The organism is Dyadobacter bucti (genome assembly GCF_005869225.1).
GTDB lineage: Bacteria > Bacteroidota > Bacteroidia > Cytophagales > Spirosomataceae > Dyadobacter > Dyadobacter bucti.
In genome coordinates this window covers 1-22,614 of record NZ_SWFP01000026.1, presented here as the reverse complement: position 1 = coordinate 22,614, position 22,614 = coordinate 1, and the positions used below count along the sequence as shown (strand labels likewise).

Below are 22,614 nucleotides of genomic sequence, written 5' to 3'. Positions count from 1 at the left end.
ACAGAGAAGTTAAGCCCGGGACCGCCGATGATACTTGGATCAAACCTGGTAAAGTAGGTAGCCGCCACAATACTAGTACAAAACCTAAACAGCATCCCCATAAAGGATGCTGTTTGCGTTTAAACGCGGTTCTATATCTTATATCCTCGATCCGCTATTTATTAATAAGAATGGAAAAATAATTTTTTACGAGGTGGAAGCTAGGTCGTCTATTTCTTTTCCATATATTTGTTCCATTAATGCCGTCAAGGCATAATCATAAAATCATGAAATACTCATTAAATACTTTTTGGTGGTGGTGTGCACGTCTTAACAAGATGGACGCATAAGCTATTGATTAGTATAAAATGTAATATACTTTCCAAACGGCTCGCTGTTCATCTGACAGCGAGCCGTTTTTTTATGTCCCTTTATAAAAATCCAGAATGGAAACATTAAACACAACTTATTCAATAACCACCCGCTACAAGAAACTGCTGGCTGATACCTTAACGCCAGTATCGATCTATTTGAAGCTAAGAGACCGCTTTGTCAACACCATTTTATTGGAAAGCTCTGACTATCACGGCAATGAAAACTCATTTACATATATTTGTTGCGACCCCGTCGCTTTCTTCAAGCTGAATAATAGCCGTGTCACCGAGCAATTCCCAGATGGAGAAGTAAAAAGTTATGATTTGTCTAATCCCCGTGACGCCGTCCAGACCCTATATAGTTTCGCTCAGAGTTTCAAATCAGAGAAAAATAAATTTCCGTTCATTACCAACGGCTTATTTGGCCACATGACATATGACGCTGTGAGCTATTATGAAGATATTGAGATTCAGCAAGCGAACCCGGAAACAGAAATCGACCAAATCTTCTATCAGGTTTATCGTTATGTAATTGCGATCAATCATTTTAAAAATGAATTATACATATTTGAACATCAATATGGGGACGCCAAAGAGGAAAACAGTTTTGAGCAAATAGAGAACCTGATTAAAAACAGAAATTTTCCAAAGTATGGCTTCAAAATTGCTTCTGAAGAAACGTCAAATGTTACCGACGACGAAATGAGAGCCGTTATTCAAAAAGGAATTGATCACTGTTTGCGTGGTGATGTCTTTCAAATCGTTCCTTCCCGCAGGTTCAGCAGGAGTTTTAAGGGTGACGAATTCAATGTTTACAGAGCTTTACGCTCGATAAACCCTTCACCTTATTTATTTTATTTCGATTACGGCAATTACAAAATCTTTGGATCTTCTCCGGAAAAACAGATTTTTATCAAAAACGGCCAGGCGGAAATTCACCCGATTGCCGGCACATTTCGCAGAACAGGTGATGATCAGGCTGACGCAGAAGCTGCGCAGAACCTGTTAAACGATCCAAAAGAAACCGCAGAGCATGTTATGCTGGTGGATCTGGCCCGTAATGACCTTAGCCGCAGTTGCGACGCCGTCAAAGTCACAAATTACAAAGAGGTGCAGTACTACTCACATGTGATACACCTGGTTTCGAAGGTGGTCGGGACTATGAAGCAAGGCGTGAATCCTCTTCAATTGGTGGCCGACACATTCCCTGCCGGTACACTTTCCGGAGCACCAAAGCACAATGCGATGAAACTTATTGATCAAATGGAGACCAGCAACCGCAGTATTTATGGTGGAGCTATCGGTTTCATGGATTTCAACGGAGATTTCAACCACGCCATAGCAATACGCACCTTCCTCAGTAAAAACAATACACTTTTCTTCCGTGCAGGAATGGGTGTAGTTGCGAAATCCAATGTAGAAAGTGAATTGCAGGAAATAAACAGCAAACTGGCTGCACTTCGTAATGCGATCGAAGTAGCCGAAGAAATTTAAAGCGTTGTTGAACGGAAGATGTCACAAATCAAAATATACGGTAACAGAACGTTTCTCTTTCCAAGACGGAATAAGCTCTCAGACTGTCTGCATTCTTGTGTGGTAGAAGCATTAAATTATCCTGAGAACAAACGTGCACATCGATTTTTCTATTTGGATGAAGGTGATTTTTACTACCCTGAGGGCCGTACTCGACAATATACCATCATCGAGATATCCTTGTTTGAAGGACGTTCTATTGCAGCAAAGAAAGCTTTGTATCAATTGATTTTCGAGCGATTTGAGCAGAATTTAAATATTTTACCAAACGATGTCGAAATAACATTGACAGAAACACCAATGCATAACTGGGGCATACGCGGGAAATCCGGCGATGAATTGGTACTTGGTTATCCGCTGGCGGTATAAATCAACCCTAAATTATAACTAAAATGAAAATTCTTGTTCTTGACAACTACGACTCTTTTACATACAACCTTGTATATATTTTACGCGAGCTTAACGACAAAGTAGATATTTTCCGTAACGATAAAATTGCCCTGGAAGACGTCGCAAACTACGATAAGATACTCTTGTCCCCAGGGCCGGGGATACCTTCCGAGGCCGGAATTATGCCGGAAGTAATCAGAGAATATGGCCCAAGCAAAAGTATTCTTGGAATTTGCCTGGGACATCAGGGAATCGGGGAGGTATATGGCGCGACATTGGAAAATATGACAGACGTCCTCCACGGTATCAGCGATATTGCGCTGGTTACAGATCCTTCCGACCGTATTTTCAGAGGACTTCCATCTGAGATCAAAGTTGGCAGATATCACTCATGGACTGTCATACCTGAAACTTTTACTGAGGATCTACAGATTACTGCGCTGGATGAAAAGGGGAGAGTTATGGGTCTTTCTCACAAAAAATACGATGTTAAAGGCTTACAATTTCACCCGGAATCTGTGCTGACAGAACATGGTAAGGAAATGCTTGAAAACTGGCTTTCTATTTAAATTTAAATAGAAAGCCAAAACTGAAATCAATAACCCGCCACTTTTTGCCATTTAATTCATTGCCGCTTTATGATGAAAAATATTCTTAGTCACCTCTTCGAGTACAGGCTTCTCAGTAAAGAACAATCCAAGGATATGCTAATCGGTATCAGCACCGGTAAATATTCGACTTCAGAAATCGCTTCTTTTCTCACAATTTATGCCATGCGCAGCATCACTGTTGAAGAACTGGAGGGTTTCCGCGATGCAATGCTTGAGTTATGTCTTGCCGTGGATTTATCCGCTTACGATCCAATCGATGTCTGCGGCACCGGCGGTGACGGAAAGGACACTTTTAATATATCTACCCTGTCATGTTTCGTAGTTGCCGGCGCCGGCCAGAAAGTCGCCAAGCACGGTAATCACGGTGTCTCCTCCCTATGTGGGTCATCTACCGTCCTGGAATACCTTGGTGCGAAGTTTACGAACGATAAAAGTGTGCTGGAGCGAAAAATCGACGAAGCAGGCGTTTGTTTTTTACATGCCCCCCTATTCCACCCGGCTATGAAGAACGTGGCTCCTGTGCGTCGGGAATTGGGCGTAAAAACCTTTTTCAATATGCTTGGGCCAATGGTAAATCCGGTATCCCCGCAAAAACAACTTGTAGGCGTGTTCAGTCTTGAATTAGCTCGTCTTTTTGCTTATCTTTACCAACAAACGGACAAGCAATTTCTGGTCCTGCACGCACTAGACGGTTATGATGAGGCGTCACTGACAGGTGCTTTCAAAATTATCACTGCTCATTCAGAGCAAATTCTGACACCCGCTGATTTGGGTTTGCAAACTTTGCGTTCTGATGATTTGTCTGGAGGAAAGACCGTCGAAGCTTCTGCAAAAATTTTCATGGATGTCCTGAATGACTCTGCCACCGCTTCTCAAAAACAGGCAGTCCTTGCCAATGCTGCTTTGGCTTTGCATTGCGCAAATCCATCATGGTCCCTGCTGGAATCCGTTGAGGTCGCCAGAGAGTCCCTGGAGAGCAAAAAGGCCCTGAAAAGTTTTAAGAAATTAATAGAAGAATAACCTGTAAAGCCGCCCATCAGATATTGTTAACTATACTGGTATATAGATAGATTGATGAATATATTAGAGAAAATTGTCGCCCGGAAGAAACAAGAGGTTGAAGAATCAAAAAAGCAGAAATCAATTTCCGACCTGGAAAAAGAACCTTTGTTTCTTCATAGTACCCTTTCCTTGTCTTCGGCTTTAAGATATGCTTCATCTCCGCAGATCATTTCTGAGTTCAAACGGAAATCGCCGTCAAAGGGCATTATTAACGACCAGGTGCTACCCGAAACGGTTACTGCTGACTATGTAAAGGCCGGTGCTGCCGGGTTGTCTGTGCTCACAGATTCCGATTTTTTCGGAGGATCTTTTTCTGACTTTCTGAGCGCCAGAGCTGCCAATCCCAGTACACCGATGCTCCGCAAGGATTTCATTGTTGACGAATACCAGCTTTTTGAGGCGAAATCCATAGGAGCGGATGTTATCCTTCTGATTGCAGCTTGCCTTTCGCCTGCGGAGGTACAGCTCCTCAGCAAAAGAGCACATGAGTTGGGGCTGGAAGTGCTTCTTGAGGTACACAATGCACAGGAACTGAGCGAGAGCATTGGTGAAGACATTGATATCGTCGGCGTTAACAACAGAAATCTCAAAACCTTCGAGACATCCATAGAGACATCCGTGGAATTAAGTGACAAAATACCTGATTCTTTTGTTAAAATATCCGAGAGCGGGCTGAAAGATGCCCAAGCTATTTTACGCCTATATCAACATGGATACAAAGGCTTCTTAATTGGAGAAACTTTTATGAAAACGGTAAATCCTGGAACCGCACTTGCAGATTTACAAGACCATCTAACTCAACACAGCAACTTAAACCCTCTGGTTTTATGAAAATTAAAGTTTGCGGAATGCGCCAGCAAGGCAACATTGAAAAATTAGTTGCGTTACAGCCCAATTTCATCGGGTTTATTTTTTATGAAAAATCACCTCGCTATGTGGGTGAAGAATTGGATGAAACATATATCAGAAATATTCCCAAAAGCATTAAGAAGGTAGGTGTTTTTGTCAATGCAAACCCGGGGTACATTCTTGATATGGTCAAAAAGTACGATTTGCAATACGCTCAGCTTCACGGAAATGAAATGCCGGATTTATGCAGGAGCATCCGCCAGAAAGGTGTCAACATTATCAAGGCATTCTCTATCGACGAAAAATTCAATTTCGCAATGCTGAACAATTATAAATCCTTCTGCGATCTGTTTCTGTTCGATACCAAAGGAATTAATCCTGGCGGAAATGGAACTGCATTTGATTGGAAACTATTAAAGAAATACGACAACGAAAAACCTTTTCTCCTCAGCGGCGGTATAGGTCTGGAGAATATCGAAGAAATTATTGCATTGTCAAAAACACTGCCTATCTACGGAATTGACGTTAACAGCATGTTTGAAATGGAACCCGGAGTAAAAGATATTACACGATTGGAAGAGTTATTTAGTTTATTGCGCGTAAAAGAACAAGAAGAGGCGGAAGCTTAACAATTATGGAAGCAGTAGCAGAAAAGAAGTTATATCATGTGGATGCGCGCGGCTATTATGGCAGCTTTGGGGGTGCTTTTATTCCCGAAATGCTATATCCGAATGTGGAAGAACTGCGAGAAAACTATCTGCAGATCATCGCAGAGCCAGACTTTCAGAAAGAATTTAACGATCTTCTTAAAAATTATGTAGGCAGGCCGACTCCATTATATCGGGCAGGCAGGCTTTCAGAAAAATATAAAACGAATATTTTCCTGAAAAGAGAGGACCTGTGCCATACAGGCGCACATAAGGTAAATAATACGATCGGCCAGATACTATTGGCGAAAAGACTGGGCAAAAAACGCGTGGTAGCTGAAACCGGCGCCGGACAGCATGGTGTGGCCACAGCAACAGTTTGCGCCTTGATGGATATCGAATGTATTGTGTACATGGGCGAACTGGATATCGAACGCCAGGCACCGAATGTTGCCCGCATGAAAATGCTGGGCGCGGAGGTTCGTCCTGCAACCTGCGGGTCGAGAACATTAAAAGACGCCACGAACGAAGCGATGCGCCATTGGATCAACAACCCGGTCGATACGCATTATATTATCGGCTCTGTGGTGGGTCCTCATCCTTATCCTGATATGGTTGCCCGTTTTCAGTCCATCATTTCAGAGGAGATCAGGTGGCAGCTCAAAGAACAAACTGGTAGCGAAACTCCTGATTATGTAGTGGCCTGTGTTGGTGGAGGAAGTAATGCGGCCGGTGCTTTTTTCCATTTCCTTGAAGATGAAGATGTTAAATTGGTTGCCGTTGAGGCTGCCGGCAAAGGCCTTGAGTCTGGTCATTCCGCAGCTACAACTGCCCTGGGAAAACCTGGTGTCTTACACGGCAGCAGAACAATCCTGATGCAGACCGAAGACGGACAGGTCGTTGAGCCGTTTTCCATATCTGCCGGTCTGGATTATCCTGGAATAGGCCCGCAACATGCCTATCTGTTTGACAGCGGACGTGGCATATTCATGTCGGCAACAGACGAAGAGGCTGTACAAGCAGCATTTGAGCTGACGCGAATGGAAGGCATTATACCTGCACTGGAATCGTCACATGCATTGGCGCTTTTGGGACGACTGGGGGCATCTTTGAATGATACCGTAGTCGTAAATCTTTCCGGTCGGGGCGATAAGGATATGTCAACCTACATGAAATATATTGATTAGCTTTTCAATTTTCAAAATAAATCACACATCAAATGGCTACTCTAACATTACCGGAAGTATTCGATTTAAGACTGAAATTACAGGGGCTGGAAGCAAAAATAAACTCCGGCGAACTCTCTCTTTTTGAAAGATGCGACCTGGAAGATGAAATCCTTGAACTGAAAGAAAAACTTGGAGAATTCGACAGACTGAAGTTCAGTGGTGAAGAAGAGTGTCTTAACTGCTCTGCGTAGGTCAGCCTTTTTATTAAATTTTAACTAAAAAACCGGTAATCTGAATCTTATGAATCTTAAACTTCTTTTTCTAGCCAGTATGGTTCTTTTCGGATCTATGGCCTTTGTTTCACCTCAAAAAGATCCCCCTAAGAAAATGTTACGTCACGTTGTTCTGTTCAAATTCAAAGACTCTGCAACTCCGGCCCAGGTAAAAGAAGTGGAAGACGCTTTCAGGGCACTTCCATCAAAGATCAAAGAAATCAAAAGCCTTGAATGGGGCACAAACAATAGTCCGGAAGGCCTGTCCCAGGGTTTCACACACATTTTCTTCGTAACATTTGACAGCGAGGAAGGCCGTGCCATATATCTGCCGCATCCTGATCATAAAGCATTTGGAAAAGTACTTGGACCACATCTGGACAAAGTTTTAGTAGCGGATTACTGGACAAAAGAATGAACCGGATTGTAAATCTTTTTGAGCAAAACAAAGAAGGAAATACCAGCAATGGGCTTCTGAATGTCTATTTCACCGCCGGATTTCCCGAGCTCAATGACACCAGTCGCATCTTGAGAGCTTTGCAGGATGGCGGTGCCGATCTTGTGGAAATCGGAATGCCTTACTCTGATCCCGTTGCCGACGGAGAAACAATCCAGCGAAGTAACGATCAGGCACTTGAGAATGGCATGTCTGTCAAGATCCTTTTTGATCAGCTGGAAAATATGCGTGAGCATATTTCAATTCCGGTATTGCTGATGGGTTATGTCAATCCTGTGCTGCAGTTTGGCGTGGAGAATTTCTGTAAAAAATGTGCGGAAATTGGTATTGACGGTCTTATCCTGCCCGACATGCCTATGGATGTATATCTGACTGAATACAAACGTATATTTGATTCTTACGGTATCCTGAATATTTTCCTTGTTACTCCGCAAACGTCGGAATCCCGTATCAGGCAAATAGATGAGGTAAGTGAGGGTTTTATCTATACAGTTTCTTCAGCAAGCGTCACAGGCTCAAAAAGCGGTGTAAGCGATGACATGGAATCATATTTCGAGCGCCTCAATGCTATGAATCTCCGCAACCCGCGGCTTATCGGATTTGGTATTAAGGACAATCCTACATTCCGGAAAGCATCGCAGCATGCCGCCGGAGCAATCATAGGCAGTGCATTTATAAGGGTTTTACAAGAAAGCAACGATCTGGAACAGGATGTAAAATCGTTTATCAGAGAAGTGAAAAATTATCCTGAGACCATCGAAGCCTAAGCATCATAGTCTCATACGTCATTTGGCATTAGCTTCATAACAAACAACTCTTCACCGGGTTGTTTGTTTTTTTATGTGTCAAATTTGATTCTGGTAGCCGTTTATACCGGTAACAGACTATAATTTCCAGATAATTTCACTAAATTACTTTGTTATATACACGCATGGTCAATCCGTAATTTTTGCGCCAGGCACACGTTAATATATTCCAATAGTTTAAAACGAAGATATATATGACTCCTTTCAACCCGGCTATGGAAGGCCTGCTGCTTCGCATTCAGGAATACCGTCAGAAATATTATCAAAACCAGTTGCTCAAAGGGATTATTCTTTCCGCTGCCTTGCTTTTGACCGTATTCTTGTTTTTCAACACACTGGAATACTTCGGGCGGTTCAGTTCGGCAATCAGAGGCATGTTATTCTTCGGTTTTCTTGCTGTCCTTGCGTTTTCTTTCTTCCAATGGGTAATTCAGCCCATCATCCTTTTATCGGGGCTTAAAAAGCCGCTTTCTGATCAGTCGGCCGCATTGCAGATCGGCCAGTATTTCCCGGAAATCGGTGATAAGCTGGTTAACACGCTACAGCTACAAAATCTGTCCGGTACACAGTCCGATCTCATCGAAGCCAGTATCCGGCAAAAGTCCGGGCAATTGCTGATCGTAAAGTTCTCCGATGCCATCCGTTTCAATGAAAATAAAAAATGGCTCAAATATGCCATTTATCCACTCGCTGCAATCGCCGCAATTTTACTGTTTAACCCATCCTTTTTCACTTCAAGTTCCGACAGGATCATACATTTTCAAAAGAACTATACGTACGCACCGTTTTCCTTCATTCTTGAAAACAAAAGTCTCAAAGCGTTCAGGAATGAAGACTTTACACTCAAACTATCCCTAAAAGGTGAAGCATTGCCTACTGCTGTGTACCTGGTGCAAAACGGGTCGAGGTTTAAGCTTACCAGGGACGGAAATCAGAACTTTTCGTATCTGTTTAAAAATTTACAGCGTGACGTAGCTTTTTCGTTTGATGCAGCGGGTTTTGTTTCCGATGAGTATAGAATAAAAGTTGCAGAAAGGCCGTCTCTGCTTTCATTTGATGTGAACCTGCACTATCCGGCATATCTCAAAAAACCCTCTGAAGGCCTTAATAATGTTGGAAATCTTTCTGTTCCGGAAGGGACTACCGTAGAGTGGGATTTCAACGCCTCGTCTACCAATTCCCTGAGTATCCGGTTCGAAAACGATTCGGTTTTGTACAAGGCGAAAGAAAGCAGTGGTGAGCATTTTCAGATCCGCAGGTCTGCACGAAAGTCTTCGCAATATCAGGTAATGCTGAAAAATGATGAGGCAACCAACGCCGAGAAGATCGGATACTACATCAATGTGATACCTGACAAGCATCCTATTCTCAATCTTGAGAATTTCCAGGACACGACGTTATACAATTACCTGGTCCTGGGAGGTTCTATCAGCGATGATTATGGATTTTCACAGCTGAAAATGTTTTATTCGGTGAAAAGGGCGAATGATAATTCTTCATCAGAACCGAAGGGTATCCCAATACCATTCAACAAAACAGTCAATACGCAAAGCTTTTTCTTTCAATGGTACGTAGACAGCCTCCAGCTTGCTCCGGGCGACAGGATTGAATATTATGCCCAGGTGTGGGACAACGACGGCGTAAACGGTGCAAAAAGCACACGTTCCAGGTCGATTCAGTTCACGGTACCATCGAAAGACCAATTGGAAGCTGAGATCAAAAAATCTGAACAGGAAACCGAAAATCAGATGCAATCTGCGCTTAAAAAAGCCCAGAGCCTGCAAAAAGACCTTACTAATCTGGATAATCGACTGAAAAGCAATAAGGAGCTGGATTTTAAAGAACAAAAGCAAATTGAAGAAGTCCTGAAAAAACGGGAGGAGCTGATGAAAGAAATTCAGGCGTTGCAGGAAAAACATCAGAACTCGAATGAAAAATCAAAACAATTCAACCAGCAAAGCCCGGAATTGCAAAGTAAGATCGAACAGCTCCAAAAGCTGATGAATGATTTGATGGACAATGACACCGACAAGCTTTACAAGGAATTAAAAAAACTCCTCGAACAAAAACAAAGCGAGCGGATGTCCACAATGCTGGAAAAACTGCGCAACAAAGAGGGCAACCTCGAAAAGGAGCTTGAAAGAACCATGAAACTTTTCAAGCAAATGCAGATGGAGCAGAAAATGGAAAACCTGGTCGAGAAGCTTGACGAACTCGCAGAAAAAGAGGAAGCGCTCTCAGAGAAAACACAGGAAAATGATAAAAATAAAAGCGCGGATGAAAAAAAGGGTAAGAACGAGGATCTGAAACAAGAGCAAGAGAAGATTCAGGATGAATTTGAAAAGGCCCAGGAAAATTCTAAGGAGATTGAGGAAATGAGCAAGGAACTGGACCAGCCGGTCGATACGCAGAAAGAGGAGCAGAAAACCGCCTCTGAGCAGATGGAAGAGGGCAAGAAGCAGTTGGACAAGCAACAGAATTCAAAAGCCTCTGAATCGCAAAAAAAAGCAGCGCAGTCGATGAAAAAAATGTCTAAGTCCATGTCGGAAGCTATGGAAGCCGCAGAGATGGAACAAATGCAGGAAAATCTCGATGCACTACGCGACATTCTTGAAAATCTGATCACTCTTTCATTTGATCAGGAAACGTTAATGAAAGATTTTCGTGGCGTGAGCCTACAGGATCCGCGATTTATCAAATTGGGTCAGCAGCAGCTTAAATTGAAGGACGATGCCAAAATAGTGGAAGACAGCCTTTATGCACTTGCCAATCGTGTGGTTCAGATCCAATCGTTTATAACAAGGGAGCTCAACGATATGAAGTCGTATATGGACGAAAGCGTAAAGAGCATCAAGGATCGCCAAATCAATTTGGCTACATCAAAACAACAGTTTGCGATGACATCGATGAATAATCTTGCATTGATGCTCGGGGACGTTTTTAACCAGATGCAACAGCAAATGGCGATGGCCATGCCTGGAAAAGGTAAAGGCAAAAAAGGAAAGCAAAAAGGGGAACAGCCAGGGATGGGTGAGATGCAGGAAAAACTCAACGGGCAAATCAAGCAACTCGGCCAGGGCAAGGAAGGGCAGGGCCAGAATTCTGAAAAACTTGCACGTATGGCAGCGGAGCAGGCTATGATACGTAAAATGATCCAGGACCTTATGGATTCACAGAAAGGTACCGAAGCCGGTAAACAGTTCGGAAAAGAGTTGCAGGAGATTTCTGAAAAAATGGATGAAACAGAAACTGATCTCGTAAACAAAAGAATCACTCCGGAGCTTATCAAACGCAATCAGGAAATAACGACCAGGTTGCTGGAATCGGAAAAAGCAATGAAGGAGCAGGATGAGGATGAGCAGCGCAAAGCACAAAGTGCAAAGCAGCTCCCGAGACAGCCCCCAGCCGCCTTTGAAACATACATCCGTGAGAAAGAAAAGCAGACAGAATTGCTACGGACAATACCGCCTACATTTTCTCCATTCTACAAACGTGAAGTAGACAGTTACTTCCGGAAATATCAGGCCAAGAACTGATTACAAAATCCTTTTGTTGGAACAAGCAGGTAAGAGCGTTAACACTTTTTAAGAAGATGCTGGCTGACGCTCTTATCTGCTAAACTTATCTTTTCAAGATACTTACGTATGTTTGTGTTTAATTTAGCTTCAAATATTTAACAATAACGGTCCTGCCAGACGGATGCCAATTGTCGGGACCGGCCAGTTCAGCGAACATGCTCAATTTTTTTGCAGAAGATATCCCATTCGATCTAGCCAAGCCACTTAAAACCAAGAAATGGATCAAAAATACCTCAATATCAGAGGGTTACGATATATCTGAGTTGAATTATATTTTTTGCTCTGACGAATATTTGCTTGAAATCAATAAGCAATACCTCGATCACGACTATTTCACCGACATTATTACGTTTGACAATAGTGAGGAAGACAATAAATTGGAGGGCGACATCTATATCAGTGTGGATAGGGTACGGGAAAATGCTGAGACATTTCAGGCCGATTTTGAGACAGAGATGCGCCGCGTCCTGATTCATGGGCTCCTGCATTTGATGGGCTACCAGGACGATACAGAGAGCCTAAAAAAAGAGATGAGAGCGAAAGAGGATCAGTATCTTTTGCAGTTCTAATTAAATTTCCACGTGGAACACTTTAATTAAAGTGGTTTAACAAGAATCCAATTATGTTTCAAGAATATGATGTAATCGTAGTAGGAGCAGGACATGCCGGATGCGAAGCGGCGGCGGCCGCGGCCACGATGGGCTCATCCGTGCTACTCGTTACAATGAATATGCATACCATCGCGCAGATGTCGTGCAACCCCGCAATGGGTGGCGTGGCAAAGGGACAGATCGTACGGGAAATAGACGCTCTCGGAGGTCAGTCGGGAATTGTCAGTGACAAAACCATGATACAATTCCGGATGCTTAATCTGTCCAAAGGTCCCGCCATGTGGAGTCCCCGATGCCAAAGTGACCGCGTGCTGTTTGCCCAGGAGTGGAGAAACATTTTAGAGAATAATAAAAATGTGGACTTCTGGCAGGATACCGCCAAGGAAATACTACTGGACAACGGCAGAGCATGTGGTATACGGACCAGCCTGGGAATTGAGATCAGATCAAAAGCAGTAGTACTAACAAACGGGACATTCCTGAACGGTCTGATCCACATTGGTGAGAAAAACTTCGGCGGCGGCCGCACTGGCGAAAAAGCTGCGACCGGAATTACTGAACAACTGCTAACACTTGGATTTGAGTCGGGACGCATGAAAACAGGGACTCCTCCAAGAGTAGACGGGCGCTCCCTCGATTACTCCAAAATGGAAGAGCAGCCAGGCGACGAGCATCCAGCCAAATTCTCATACACGGATACCAAGCCGCTATCCAAACAAAGAAGCTGCTGGATAACCTACACCAACAACGAAGTGCACGAACTGCTTAGAACCGGTTTCGAAAAATCGCCTATGTTCTCGGGGCGCATAAAAGGAATTGGCCCTCGCTACTGTCCGTCTGTAGAGGATAAGATCAACAGGTTTGCAGATAAGGACCGTCACCAGATTTTTGTGGAACCAGAAGGGTGGGATACGGTTGAAGTATATGTTAATGGATTCTCTACTTCTCTTCCTGAAGATGTGCAATATGCTGCACTCCGGAAAATTCCCGGCTTTGAAAACGCCAAGATGTTCCGACCAGGCTATGCAATAGAATACGATTACTTTCCGCCCACACAATTGAAATCAACCTTAGAGACACATCTTATAAAAAATCTCTTTTTTGCAGGCCAGATCAACGGTACTACGGGATACGAAGAGGCAGCCTGCCAGGGCCTCATAGCAGGGATCAACGCGCATAGAAACGTCAATAATCTTGATCCTTTCGTGCTAAAAAGATCAGAGGCATATATCGGTGTACTGATAGACGATCTCATTAACAAGGGTACCGAAGAGCCATACCGAATGTTCACGTCCCGGGCTGAGTACCGCACTCTGTTAAGACAGGATAATGCAGATATAAGGCTTACGGAAAAAGGGTATGAAATTGGGTTAGCTGACCAAAACCGATTAGATACAGTCAGAAAAAAGAAGCAGGAAGTAGCTGAAATCATTGCCGCGTTCTCTAACACCAAACTCACCCCCGAGGAAATTAATGCTGCTCTTGAAGAAATAGGAACGGCCACTTTACGGGAAAAAACTTCTCTGGCACAACTGTTAAAAAGACCTCAAATTTCCATCCATCAACTTTCAGAGGCAAACCTAACCGTCGCTGCCTTATTGCAGGAGTACGGAGAAGACTCTATTCAACAGGCCGAAATCAATTTGAAGTACGACAGCTATATTGAGAAGGAAATGCTGCTCGTTGAGAAAATGAACAAGCTCGAAAATCTCAGTATCATCGAAAATTTCAACTATGATTCTGTTACATCATTGTCATTTGAGGGTAGGGAAAAACTGAAACGTACCCGCCCGTCCACTATTGGGCAGGCCGCACGTATCAGCGGCGTAAGCCCATCAGATATCTCAGTTTTAATGCTCTTTATAGGACGATAAATGCAACTAGAATATCTCAAAAATTGCCCGGTATGCGACAAGACCAGCTTCAGTAATTACCTGAATGTCGAAGATTATACTGTATCCCATAAAGAGTTTACCATACAGCAGTGTAATTCCTGTAACTTCCTCCTTACAAATCCAAGACCAACAGAAGACGAAATAGGCACATATTACCAGTCTGCAGATTACATTTCTCATCATGATGAAGCGAAAGATATGATGAGCAAGATCTATATTTCGGTTCGCGATTACACGATAAACCAAAAGGTAAAACTCATTAATGAGTTTTCTTCCAAAAAAGGATCCTTACTGGATATAGGCTGTGGAACCGGCAATTTCATCCAGGCCGTACAAAAAGACGGATGGCAAATTACCGGCACCGAACCGGATTACGGTGCCAGAACCGTCGCTTCCACTAGGGTAGGAGATTCCATTTACGAGGGCATAATCGCACCACAGTTGACTGAAAAATCATTCGATGTAATTACCCTTTGGCATGTATTGGAACACATTCATCAGCTTAATGAGAATGTCACTTGGATTAAAGATCATTTGAAAGAAGACGGAAAAATAGTCATAGCAGTACCTAATCCCCAGTCCCATGATGCCGTCAAATACGGCCGCTTCTGGGCTGCCTATGATGTTCCCAGGCATCTTTACCACTTTACAAAAGCAACGATGAAAACCCTGTTAGACAAGCATGATCTGGCCATCACACAGATCCTACCCATGTGGTTCGATTCGTTCTATGTAAGCATGTTGAGCAGCAAGTATCAGGCGAAAAAAATGGGCTTACTTGCTAGTTTCAATACCGGCCTGATATCAAATTTGAAAGGAAGATCCGGCGAAAATGAAAAAATAAATACATCCAGCTTGATCTACATTATAAAGAAAAAATAAACAGAACGATAATTTCAACAGTCAGCCCTCAATACTTTCCCACTGTATTGGGGGCTTTTTTAATTCATTACCATGATCAAAACCATTGCCTTTGCAGTAATATGCCTGATCCTATTCGGAAAATGTGCCCAACAAGTATCGCCCACAGGGGGAAAAAAAGATTCACTTGCCCCGAATCTCGTCGAAAGTGTGCCGCTCAACAAAACACTCAACTTCAAAGGAAAAAAAATAGAGTTATTCTTCGATGAATATGTAGTTGTGGACAACATAAATCAGAAACTGATCATTACTCCCGAAGCCGACAATCCATATTCTTACAAGCAAAATGGAATGTCCGTAGCGCTGACTTTCAAAAATCAATTTCAGGACAGCACTACTTACACACTCAGTTTCGGCGATGCTATCAAGGATTTTGCCGAAAAAAACCCCGCTAAAAATCTCAAATTAGTGTTCAGCACTGGTAATAGTCTTGACTCCGGCAGAGTATACGGGACTCTGAAAGACATCAAAAGTAATAAACCGATTCTCGACGTCCTGGTAGGTCTCTATAATGTCAGTGACACGCTGAACATTACTAAACAAAAACCATATTACTTCTCTAGAACAGATAGCAGCGGTATATTTTCTATTGAAAATGTTCAGATCAAAAACTATCAACTGGTGGCTATTGATGATAAAAACCGCAATATGCTTTACAACGCCAAGGATGAAAGGATAGGCTTTATCGATAAACCTATCAATGCCGGCTCAGACTCTGTTTCTTACAGTATGACTATGTTTCTTTCAGATAATACGCCGCTTAAAATACAACGGACCATACCCAAAGTGAACAATTATTCCGTCGTTTTCAGCAAATCAGTAGAGACAGTCGGCGTCACTTTTATGAATAAGGATACGCTACCCTACCTACTGGAAAACGGATCCTCGCTTAAATTCTTCAACGTTCAACCGCACCCGGATTCCACGCTGGTGAAACTTACGGCCACCGATTCGCTTGGAAAAACTACAGAATTTGAGCAGAAAATAGCTTTTCAAGCCCAAAGGGGAAAAGAACGTGTTAAAGACCCTTTTTCTACATCCACTATCCCCGAACAAAGCAAACCGTTGACAAATGATTTTACATATCAATTCACATTAAACAAACCCGTCCACTTTATAGACGATAAAAACATCAATCTCATAACAGACAGCCTCACCCATGAGCCGCTCAGCGCATTCAAATACAGCTGGAACAAGTATCACAATGTGCTCACAATTGCCGGAAAATCTTTTGCCAAGGATAGCATAAAATGGGATATACCGAAAGGATCAATCATTAGTGTCGAAGGTGACACGCTGCCAAAAATGCTTGTTAAACACGCGGTTCTGAATGAAGAAGACTTTGGTCAAATCAAGGGCGCCGTATTGAACGCTGACACATCCACGCATTTCATTGTGGAGCTCGTAGACGAACAATTTAAGGTGGTCGAGTCCTTATACAGTACACCCTATACTTTCAGGCATATACCGCAGGGAAAATACCATTTAAGACTCATTTTGGACGTCAACCGCAACAAAAGATGGGACACAGGGAACTTCGAAGATGAAAAACAACCGGAGCCTATCTATTATCTCCCCGATAAAATTTTGGTCAAAAGTAATTTTGAGCTGAACGACGTCAATATATCCGTTCCTAAATGAAATTTTTGATTTTCTTATGCACTTAGTGTGGATAACTATGTTAATAAATCAAAAATCTTGTTCATAAACCCACCTAATTTGTGAACAACATTGTGGATAAACCCTATATACTGTGGATAATTTTTCAAAAATACGCCTACAGTGGATAATCAACATCTAAATCGAAGTTAACATAGCGTTGATACACTTAAGAAGATGTGGATAAACTGAAATTCACTTTAGCCAATGTTTTCAACACACAAATGTGAACATTTTAATCCTTAACTTGTAATTCAGTACGTTATCTGTTGATAAAATAAAAATCTTGAGTGGATAACTCGCAATAGTTATTCACATTATGTTGATAACTATGTTAATCTACAGTGGATAAACTCTTTATCCCCATGTCCACAGCCCTAGTAAGAGATAATAATTAAACAAAAGATTTTTTTTCTATTATGAAAAAGGTTTTGAGATGGATTGTGATTTATAGTTTTTGTTCCGGGGCGGCGGCGTTCGGGCAGGGTGACAAGGAGCTGGCGGAGGAATATTTTAAAAATAATGACTGTGCAAAGGCGCTTACCTATTATACGAGTCTTCTGAAATCTTCCTTTGAAAAAGGGGCATTGAAGAATTATACCAACTGCATTGCAAGAACAAGAGCCTGGGGGGACGGGGAACAATTCTATAAACGCCAGATCAAAAATGATGCTGTGAATGCGAGTTGGTACTACCTATACTGGGGAGTGCTGCTGGAAGCGCAAGGAAAGTCCCAGGAGGCGTCGAAAAGAAACGAACAGGCAGTGACATCATCCGGTGCCAGGATAGAGCTTAAACGCGATTTAGCGGATGAATTCCGGTCTATAAATCAACCGGAGTGGGCCAAGAATATATTACTTCAGGCTAGGGAAGGGGCAAAGCGAAATGATCTTTTTAATCTTGAACTCGCAAGTGTATACCGCGACTTGAACGATCCGGAAAAAATGATTGACGAACTGCTTTCGTACGGATTAAGATATCAGAATACCGAAGTAGTTCAGAATATGCTTCAGGATTTTACAAAAGATGAAAAGGAGCAGGTTTTGCTGGAAAAGGTATTGTATGATAAAATTCAAAAATTTCCCAATGAGGGATTTTATAATGAATTATTGATTTGGTATCAGATTCAGCGGAAGGATTTTTATAAAGCTTTTATCCAGGAGCGCTCGCTCGATAAGCGTTTTAAACACAACGGAGCAAGGCTTTATAATCTGGGAATGCTGGCACTACAGAACGTAGACTATCACACCGCAGGTGCTGTATTTGACTACCTTGTGAAGGAATATCCAAAGGGTCAGCTTTATCCTGTATCGAGAAGAATGGCCATTTTTGCGAGAGAAGAACAGGTAAAAAATACATATCCTGTTAAGAAGAGTGAGGTGCAGAAGTTATTGGGCCAGTACCAGCAGCTGGTTGATGAGCTTGGCACGAACGTCCGCACCATGGAGGCGCTCCGGAATATGGCTATTCTGAATGCATTCTATATGGATGATTTTAAGAAGGCTATCGATATTCTTGAAACCGCTATTGAGGCCGGTAAGCAGGAGAAGAATTTTGTGGATAAATGCAAACTTGATCTCGGGGATATCTATCTACTGCAAGGCGAACCGTGGGAGGCTACGCTTGTTTACTCACAAGTAGAGAAGTCTCAAAAAGATGATGTGTTAGGGTATGAAGCCAAATTACGCAATGCGAAGCTTCATTATTACAAAGGCGATTTTATACTGGCTAAGGCTGTTCTTGATATTTTAAAGAAAGCTACCACACGGGAAATTGCGAACGATGCCAATGAGCTAAGCCTGCTGATCATGGACAACACCGGGCTCGACAGCAACGAAACCGCCATGAAAGAATACTCATCAGTTGAGCTTTTGCTTTTTCAAAATAAAAAATTTGAAGCTCTGGATACTTTGAAAAAATTGTATCAGAGGTACCAAGGCCATAGTCTAGCCGATGAAATTCTTTGGCTTACTGCGAAGACCTACATAAAACTGGATAGCAATCAACAGGCCTTGGAAAATTTGAAACTGCTTACCTCAAAGTTCGGACATGATATTTTTGGTGACGATGCCTTATTTGCCACAGCCAAACTTTATCAGGAAAAACTAAATGAAAAAGACCAGGCGATGAAGTTGTATCAGGAATTGATGGAAAAATATCCGGGAAGTATTTTTGTGGCCGAGTCGAGGAAACGCTTCCGAATTTTAAGAGGAGACGTCATTAATTAGGACTATTAAAAAAAGCAAGGGATCGGACAGTTATTTTTACTGTCCGATCCCTTTTACATTTTAGTATTTGCGTACGTCAGTTCGTTTTGATTTATATAACTAAATCTAAGCGCCATAATTTTCAATAAAATCTATACTAACTTACTCATTAATAATGTTTTAAATTCTAAAAATGATGCTTTCATTTTAACGGAAACTTTTTCAATTTCTAGCAGTGATTTTAGTCTTTCCGGAATTTCAATGCTTTTCCCCAAAGTTTCTTCGACGAGGTCAATAAATTTCGCCGGATGAGCGGTCGACAGAAAAACTCCGGTAAAATCAGATTTATGTTTTTTCCGGTACTCGACAAGTCCGAGGTAGGCAACTGCCGTGTGTGGACACATTACATAGCTTGTACTTCCAAAAACTTCCCGCATGGCTTTTCGGGTTTGTTCATCATCAAAAAAGAATCCTGAAATTTTTTCACTGACCAAATTCCAGTCGTCTCCAAAAAATCTGACCATGCGAACAAAATTACTCGGATTGCCAACGTCCATGGCATTGGATATGGTTTCGATGGAAGCGACAGGTTCGTACTTCCCGGTTTCCAGATATCGTGGAACGGCATTGTTCAGATTAGTAGACGCGATAAATTGTTCCACAGGCAAGCCCATGTTGTAAGCCAGCAAGCCGGCACTTAAGTTTCCGAAGTTTCCGCTCGGTACTGAGAACACCAGAGGCTTTCCAAGTCTTTTCAACTGGGCGTAAGCCGAGAAGAAATAAAAGGATTGGGGGATGAGCCTGGCAATGTTGATGGAATTGGCTGAGGCAAGATTAAACTGTTCTGCAAGCTCTTTATCCAGGAACGCCTCTTTTACGAGTTTCTGACAATCATCGAACGTTCCATCCACTTCAATAGCAGTAACATTATGGCCGAGGGTGGTAAGCTGTTTTTCCTGAATTTCACTTACTTTATTGCTCGGATACAAAATGGTAACAGAAATACCTGGAATTTTATAAAATCCCTGTGCTACTGCTCCGCCGGTATCGCCGGATGTAGCAACAAGTATTTTTATTTCTTTTTTTGAGCGGGCTAGAAAATAAGACATGACAGCTGCCATGAAACGCGCTCCAAAATCTTTGAAAGCCATGGAAGGTCCGTGAAATAGCTCCAATACGTAATCATCAGGGGTTATTTGCACAACCGGCGCTTCAAAATCGTAAGCTCTGTCAATGATAGATTCAATTTCAGTTCTTGTAATTTCGTTCTCAAATAATGTGGTAGTTATTTCAACAGCTATCTCTTTGAATGTCTTGTTTTCTATATCAGCCAGAAATTCATCTGATATTTTTGGAATATAGTCAGGCATGTATAGGCCATTGTCTGGAGGTAAGCTGTTAAAAACCGCTTTCTCAAGAGATGCTTTTAAATTTGCGTTTTTTGTGCTGTGAAATATCATTATGAGACGAATGTGATTCAAATTGAGGTGCAAATTTAAAGAAAAATACCTGCTGGTGCGATAATATAAGGTTGTGTATACTCTTTATTTAAGCCATGTGTTTAGTACCTGCAGTTAAGATTAATGAAAGTAATAAGTTTTCAATGTTAGACTGATCAATAAACTTAAAGTTATGTCACACGGTATTTTTAAAGTTCCGGAACTCAGAAATGAGCCTGTAAAAAATTATGCACCCGGAAGCCAGGAAAGGACTGAACTTAAAAAGGCCCTTGCTGATGCGAGATCCCGGATTATAGAAATACCTCAGTACATAGGTAAGGAAGAGGTATTTTCCCAAAACAGGCAAGCTATTTCACCACCTCACGATCATCAACATATTCTTGGATACTTCCACGAAGGCAGTTCAGAAGATGTCAGAAAGGCAATAGATGTTGCGCTCGAAGCCAGACAAAAATGGGCTTCATTGCACTGGGAGCAGCGGGCAGCGGTTTTTTTGAAGGCGGCAGATTTAATAGCAGGTCCTTACCGTTCAGAAATCAATGCTGCAACGATGTTGGGGCAATCTAAGAACGCATACCAGGCAGAGATAGATTCAGCTTGTGAGATCATTGATTTTCTGCGGCTGAACGTAAATTTCATGAGAGATATTTATGAGCAGCAGCCTGTATCATCAGATGGTGTTTGGAACAGGATGGAGTACCGGCCTTTGGAAGGTTTTGTTTTCGCCATTACACCATTCAATTTTACAGCGATAGCGGGAAACCTACCTGCTGCACCGGCGTTAATGGGAAATGTAGTGATCTGGAAGCCTGCTTTCACACAGGTATATTCAGCGCATGTCATTATGAAAGTATTTAAAAAAGCCGGTTTGCCTGATGGAGTTATTAATATGATTCTTGTGGATGGGCCGATCGCAGGAGAAATAGTATTCAAACACGCTGATTTTGCGGGAGTTCATTTTACAGGAAGTACCAAGGTGTTTCAAACCATCTGGAAAACTATAGGCGAAAATATATCAGGCTATAAAACCTTTCCGCGGATTGTTGGTGAAACAGGTGGAAAGGATTTTGTTCTTGCACATAGATCCGCAAACGCGAAAGCATTGGCAACGGGACTGATCCGTGGAGCTTTTGAATATCAGGGACAGAAATGTTCGGCGGCATCCAGGGCTTATATTCCTTCCAATTTGTGGGAAGAAGTCAAAGAACTGATATTGGGTGATCTTGCCGAAATTAAGATGGGCGGTGTTGAGGATTTTGGGAACTTCGTCAATGCTGTGATTGATGAAAAATCCTTTGATAAGATCACATCCTATATAGAACAGGCAAAGAATAGCAGCGATGCCGAAATCGTAACAGGAGGCAATTATAATAAGGAGAAAGGGTATTTTGTCAGACCTACTGTAATTCAGGCTTTGAAATCGGATTATGTTACGTTATGTGAGGAGATCTTCGGGCCAGTCTTAACGGTGTACATATATGATGAAGATCAATTTGAAGAAATTATTACTGTAATCGATAATACTTCTCCGTACGCTTTAACTGGGGCTATATTTTCAGAAGATCGGTATGCAATTCAATACGCGACAGAGAATCTCGTTAATTCGGCAGGTAATTTTTACATCAATGATAAGCCAACAGGTGCAGTTGTTGGCCAGCAGCCCTTTGGTGGAGCCCGCTCTTCTGGTACAAATGACAAGGCGGGATCGGTACTAAACTTACTTAGATGGGTGTCGCCGAGGGCAATTAAGGAGACACTATTATCACCTGTTAATTATAAATATTCCTTTCTTACGGGGGAATAATTGTATAATATTTTTAAATATTTTTAATTGATAAAGAATATTTAAAAATTTTGATTTTTTTCTTGCTGCAATATCGCAAGTGTAAAATATTTTTCTACCTTTGCAATCCCAATCGCAGACAGAGAAAAAGAAAAGAGAGTAAGAAAGTCTGATTGGCCCTGTTCTTTGACATGATGAAATAAACCAAGAGAGTAAGAAAATACTCGTTAAAGAGAATTCGGCACTATTTTACGGAATAGATGCCACAACAAAATTTACAATGGAGAGTTTGATCCTGGCTCAGGATGAACGCTAGCGGCAGGCTTAATACATGCAAGGCGAAGGGGCAGC

The 22,614-nt window shown here is 42.1% G+C and carries 18 protein-coding genes and 1 rRNA gene; 18 read left to right on the top strand and 1 reads right to left on the bottom strand.

Annotation, left to right across the window (positions count from 1 at the left end):
- Nucleotides 1-425: 425 nt before the first annotated feature.
- The 16 genes from FBF61_RS34005 to FBF61_RS33930 all read left to right on the top strand — a co-directional run bounded on the left by FBF61_RS34005 (nt 426) and on the right by FBF61_RS33930 (nt 19,041).
- Nucleotides 426-1,847, top strand: a complete 1,422-nt coding sequence (locus tag FBF61_RS34005; protein ID WP_138485445.1) for an anthranilate synthase component I family protein — start codon at nt 426-428, stop codon at nt 1,845-1,847.
- Between the two features lie 99 nt (nt 1,848-1,946).
- The gene (locus FBF61_RS34000) at nt 1,947-2,255 is read left to right on the top strand and encodes a tautomerase family protein (protein WP_229215350.1); all 309 of its coding nucleotides are present in this window, start codon (nt 1,947-1,949) and stop codon (nt 2,253-2,255) included.
- 23 nt (nt 2,256-2,278) lie between these two features.
- Nucleotides 2,279-2,845, top strand: coding sequence for an anthranilate synthase component II (locus FBF61_RS33995; protein ID WP_138485443.1), 567 nt, complete (start codon nt 2,279-2,281; stop codon nt 2,843-2,845).
- Nucleotides 2,846-2,917: 72 nt separating this feature from the next.
- Nucleotides 2,918-3,907 (top strand): anthranilate phosphoribosyltransferase, encoded by a 990-nt coding sequence (trpD, locus tag FBF61_RS33990; RefSeq protein ID WP_138485447.1) that lies wholly within the window; start codon nt 2,918-2,920, stop codon nt 3,905-3,907.
- Nucleotides 3,908-3,961: 54 nt separating this feature from the next.
- Nucleotides 3,962-4,780, top strand: coding sequence for an indole-3-glycerol phosphate synthase TrpC (gene trpC / locus FBF61_RS33985; RefSeq protein ID WP_138485442.1), 819 nt, complete (start codon nt 3,962-3,964; stop codon nt 4,778-4,780).
- The gene (locus FBF61_RS33980; protein WP_138485441.1) at nt 4,777-5,427 is read left to right on the top strand and encodes a phosphoribosylanthranilate isomerase; all 651 of its coding nucleotides are present in this window, start codon (nt 4,777-4,779) and stop codon (nt 5,425-5,427) included. Before trpC ends, FBF61_RS33980 begins: the two co-directional genes overlap by 4 nt.
- A 5-nt stretch (nt 5,428-5,432) precedes the next feature.
- Nucleotides 5,433-6,632 carry a tryptophan synthase subunit beta gene (gene trpB / locus FBF61_RS33975; RefSeq protein ID WP_138485440.1) on the top strand — a complete coding sequence of 400 codons (1,200 nt, stop codon included), beginning with the start codon at nt 5,433-5,435 and terminating at the stop codon, nt 6,630-6,632.
- Nucleotides 6,633-6,664: 32 nt separating this feature from the next.
- Entirely contained in the window at nt 6,665-6,865 is a 201-nt protein-coding gene (locus FBF61_RS33970) for a hypothetical protein (RefSeq protein WP_138485439.1), read from the top strand.
- A 79-nt stretch (nt 6,866-6,944) separates the two neighbouring features.
- Complete coding sequence (locus FBF61_RS33965) at nt 6,945-7,304, top strand: Dabb family protein (RefSeq protein WP_205748359.1); 360 nt, start codon at nt 6,945-6,947, stop codon at nt 7,302-7,304.
- On the top strand, nt 7,301-8,110 hold the full coding sequence (trpA, locus tag FBF61_RS33960) for a tryptophan synthase subunit alpha (RefSeq protein WP_138485437.1): 810 nt from the start codon (nt 7,301-7,303) through the stop codon (nt 8,108-8,110). Before FBF61_RS33965 ends, trpA begins: the two co-directional genes overlap by 4 nt.
- A 254-nt stretch (nt 8,111-8,364) precedes the next feature.
- Nucleotides 8,365-11,685: a coiled-coil domain-containing protein gene (locus FBF61_RS33955; protein ID WP_138485446.1), complete on the top strand. Its 3,321-nt coding sequence runs from the start codon at nt 8,365-8,367 to the stop codon at nt 11,683-11,685.
- Between the two features lie 197 nt (nt 11,686-11,882).
- Nucleotides 11,883-12,296: an rRNA maturation RNase YbeY gene (gene ybeY / locus FBF61_RS33950; protein WP_138485436.1), complete on the top strand. Its 414-nt coding sequence runs from the start codon at nt 11,883-11,885 to the stop codon at nt 12,294-12,296.
- Nucleotides 12,297-12,349: 53 nt separating this feature from the next.
- A complete protein-coding gene (mnmG, locus tag FBF61_RS33945; RefSeq protein WP_138485435.1) occupies nt 12,350-14,212 on the top strand; it encodes a tRNA uridine-5-carboxymethylaminomethyl(34) synthesis enzyme MnmG in 1,863 nt (620 codons plus the stop codon).
- On the top strand, nt 14,213-15,115 hold the full coding sequence (locus tag FBF61_RS33940; RefSeq protein ID WP_138485434.1) for a class I SAM-dependent methyltransferase: 903 nt from the start codon (nt 14,213-14,215) through the stop codon (nt 15,113-15,115).
- 72 nt (nt 15,116-15,187) lie between these two features.
- On the top strand, nt 15,188-16,795 hold the full coding sequence (locus tag FBF61_RS33935; protein WP_138485433.1) for an Ig-like domain-containing domain: 1,608 nt from the start codon (nt 15,188-15,190) through the stop codon (nt 16,793-16,795).
- A gap of 437 nt (nt 16,796-17,232) precedes the next feature.
- On the top strand, nt 17,233-19,041 hold the full coding sequence (locus FBF61_RS33930; RefSeq protein WP_138485432.1) for a tetratricopeptide repeat protein: 1,809 nt from the start codon (nt 17,233-17,235) through the stop codon (nt 19,039-19,041).
- Between the two features lie 131 nt (nt 19,042-19,172).
- Here the strand turns inward: FBF61_RS33930 and thrC are convergent, their stop codons facing one another.
- Entirely contained in the window at nt 19,173-20,480 is a 1,308-nt protein-coding gene (gene thrC, locus FBF61_RS33925; RefSeq protein ID WP_138485431.1) for a threonine synthase, read from the bottom strand.
- A 172-nt stretch (nt 20,481-20,652) separates the two neighbouring features.
- On the opposite strand from thrC, the gene pruA reads away from it, so the two are divergent.
- Together pruA and FBF61_RS33915 are read left to right on the top strand one after the other, a co-directional pair.
- A complete protein-coding gene (gene pruA, locus FBF61_RS33920; protein WP_138485430.1) occupies nt 20,653-22,284 on the top strand; it encodes an L-glutamate gamma-semialdehyde dehydrogenase in 1,632 nt (543 codons plus the stop codon).
- 256 nt (nt 22,285-22,540) lie between these two features.
- Nucleotides 22,541-22,614, top strand: a 16S ribosomal RNA gene (locus tag FBF61_RS33915); the annotation flags it as partial.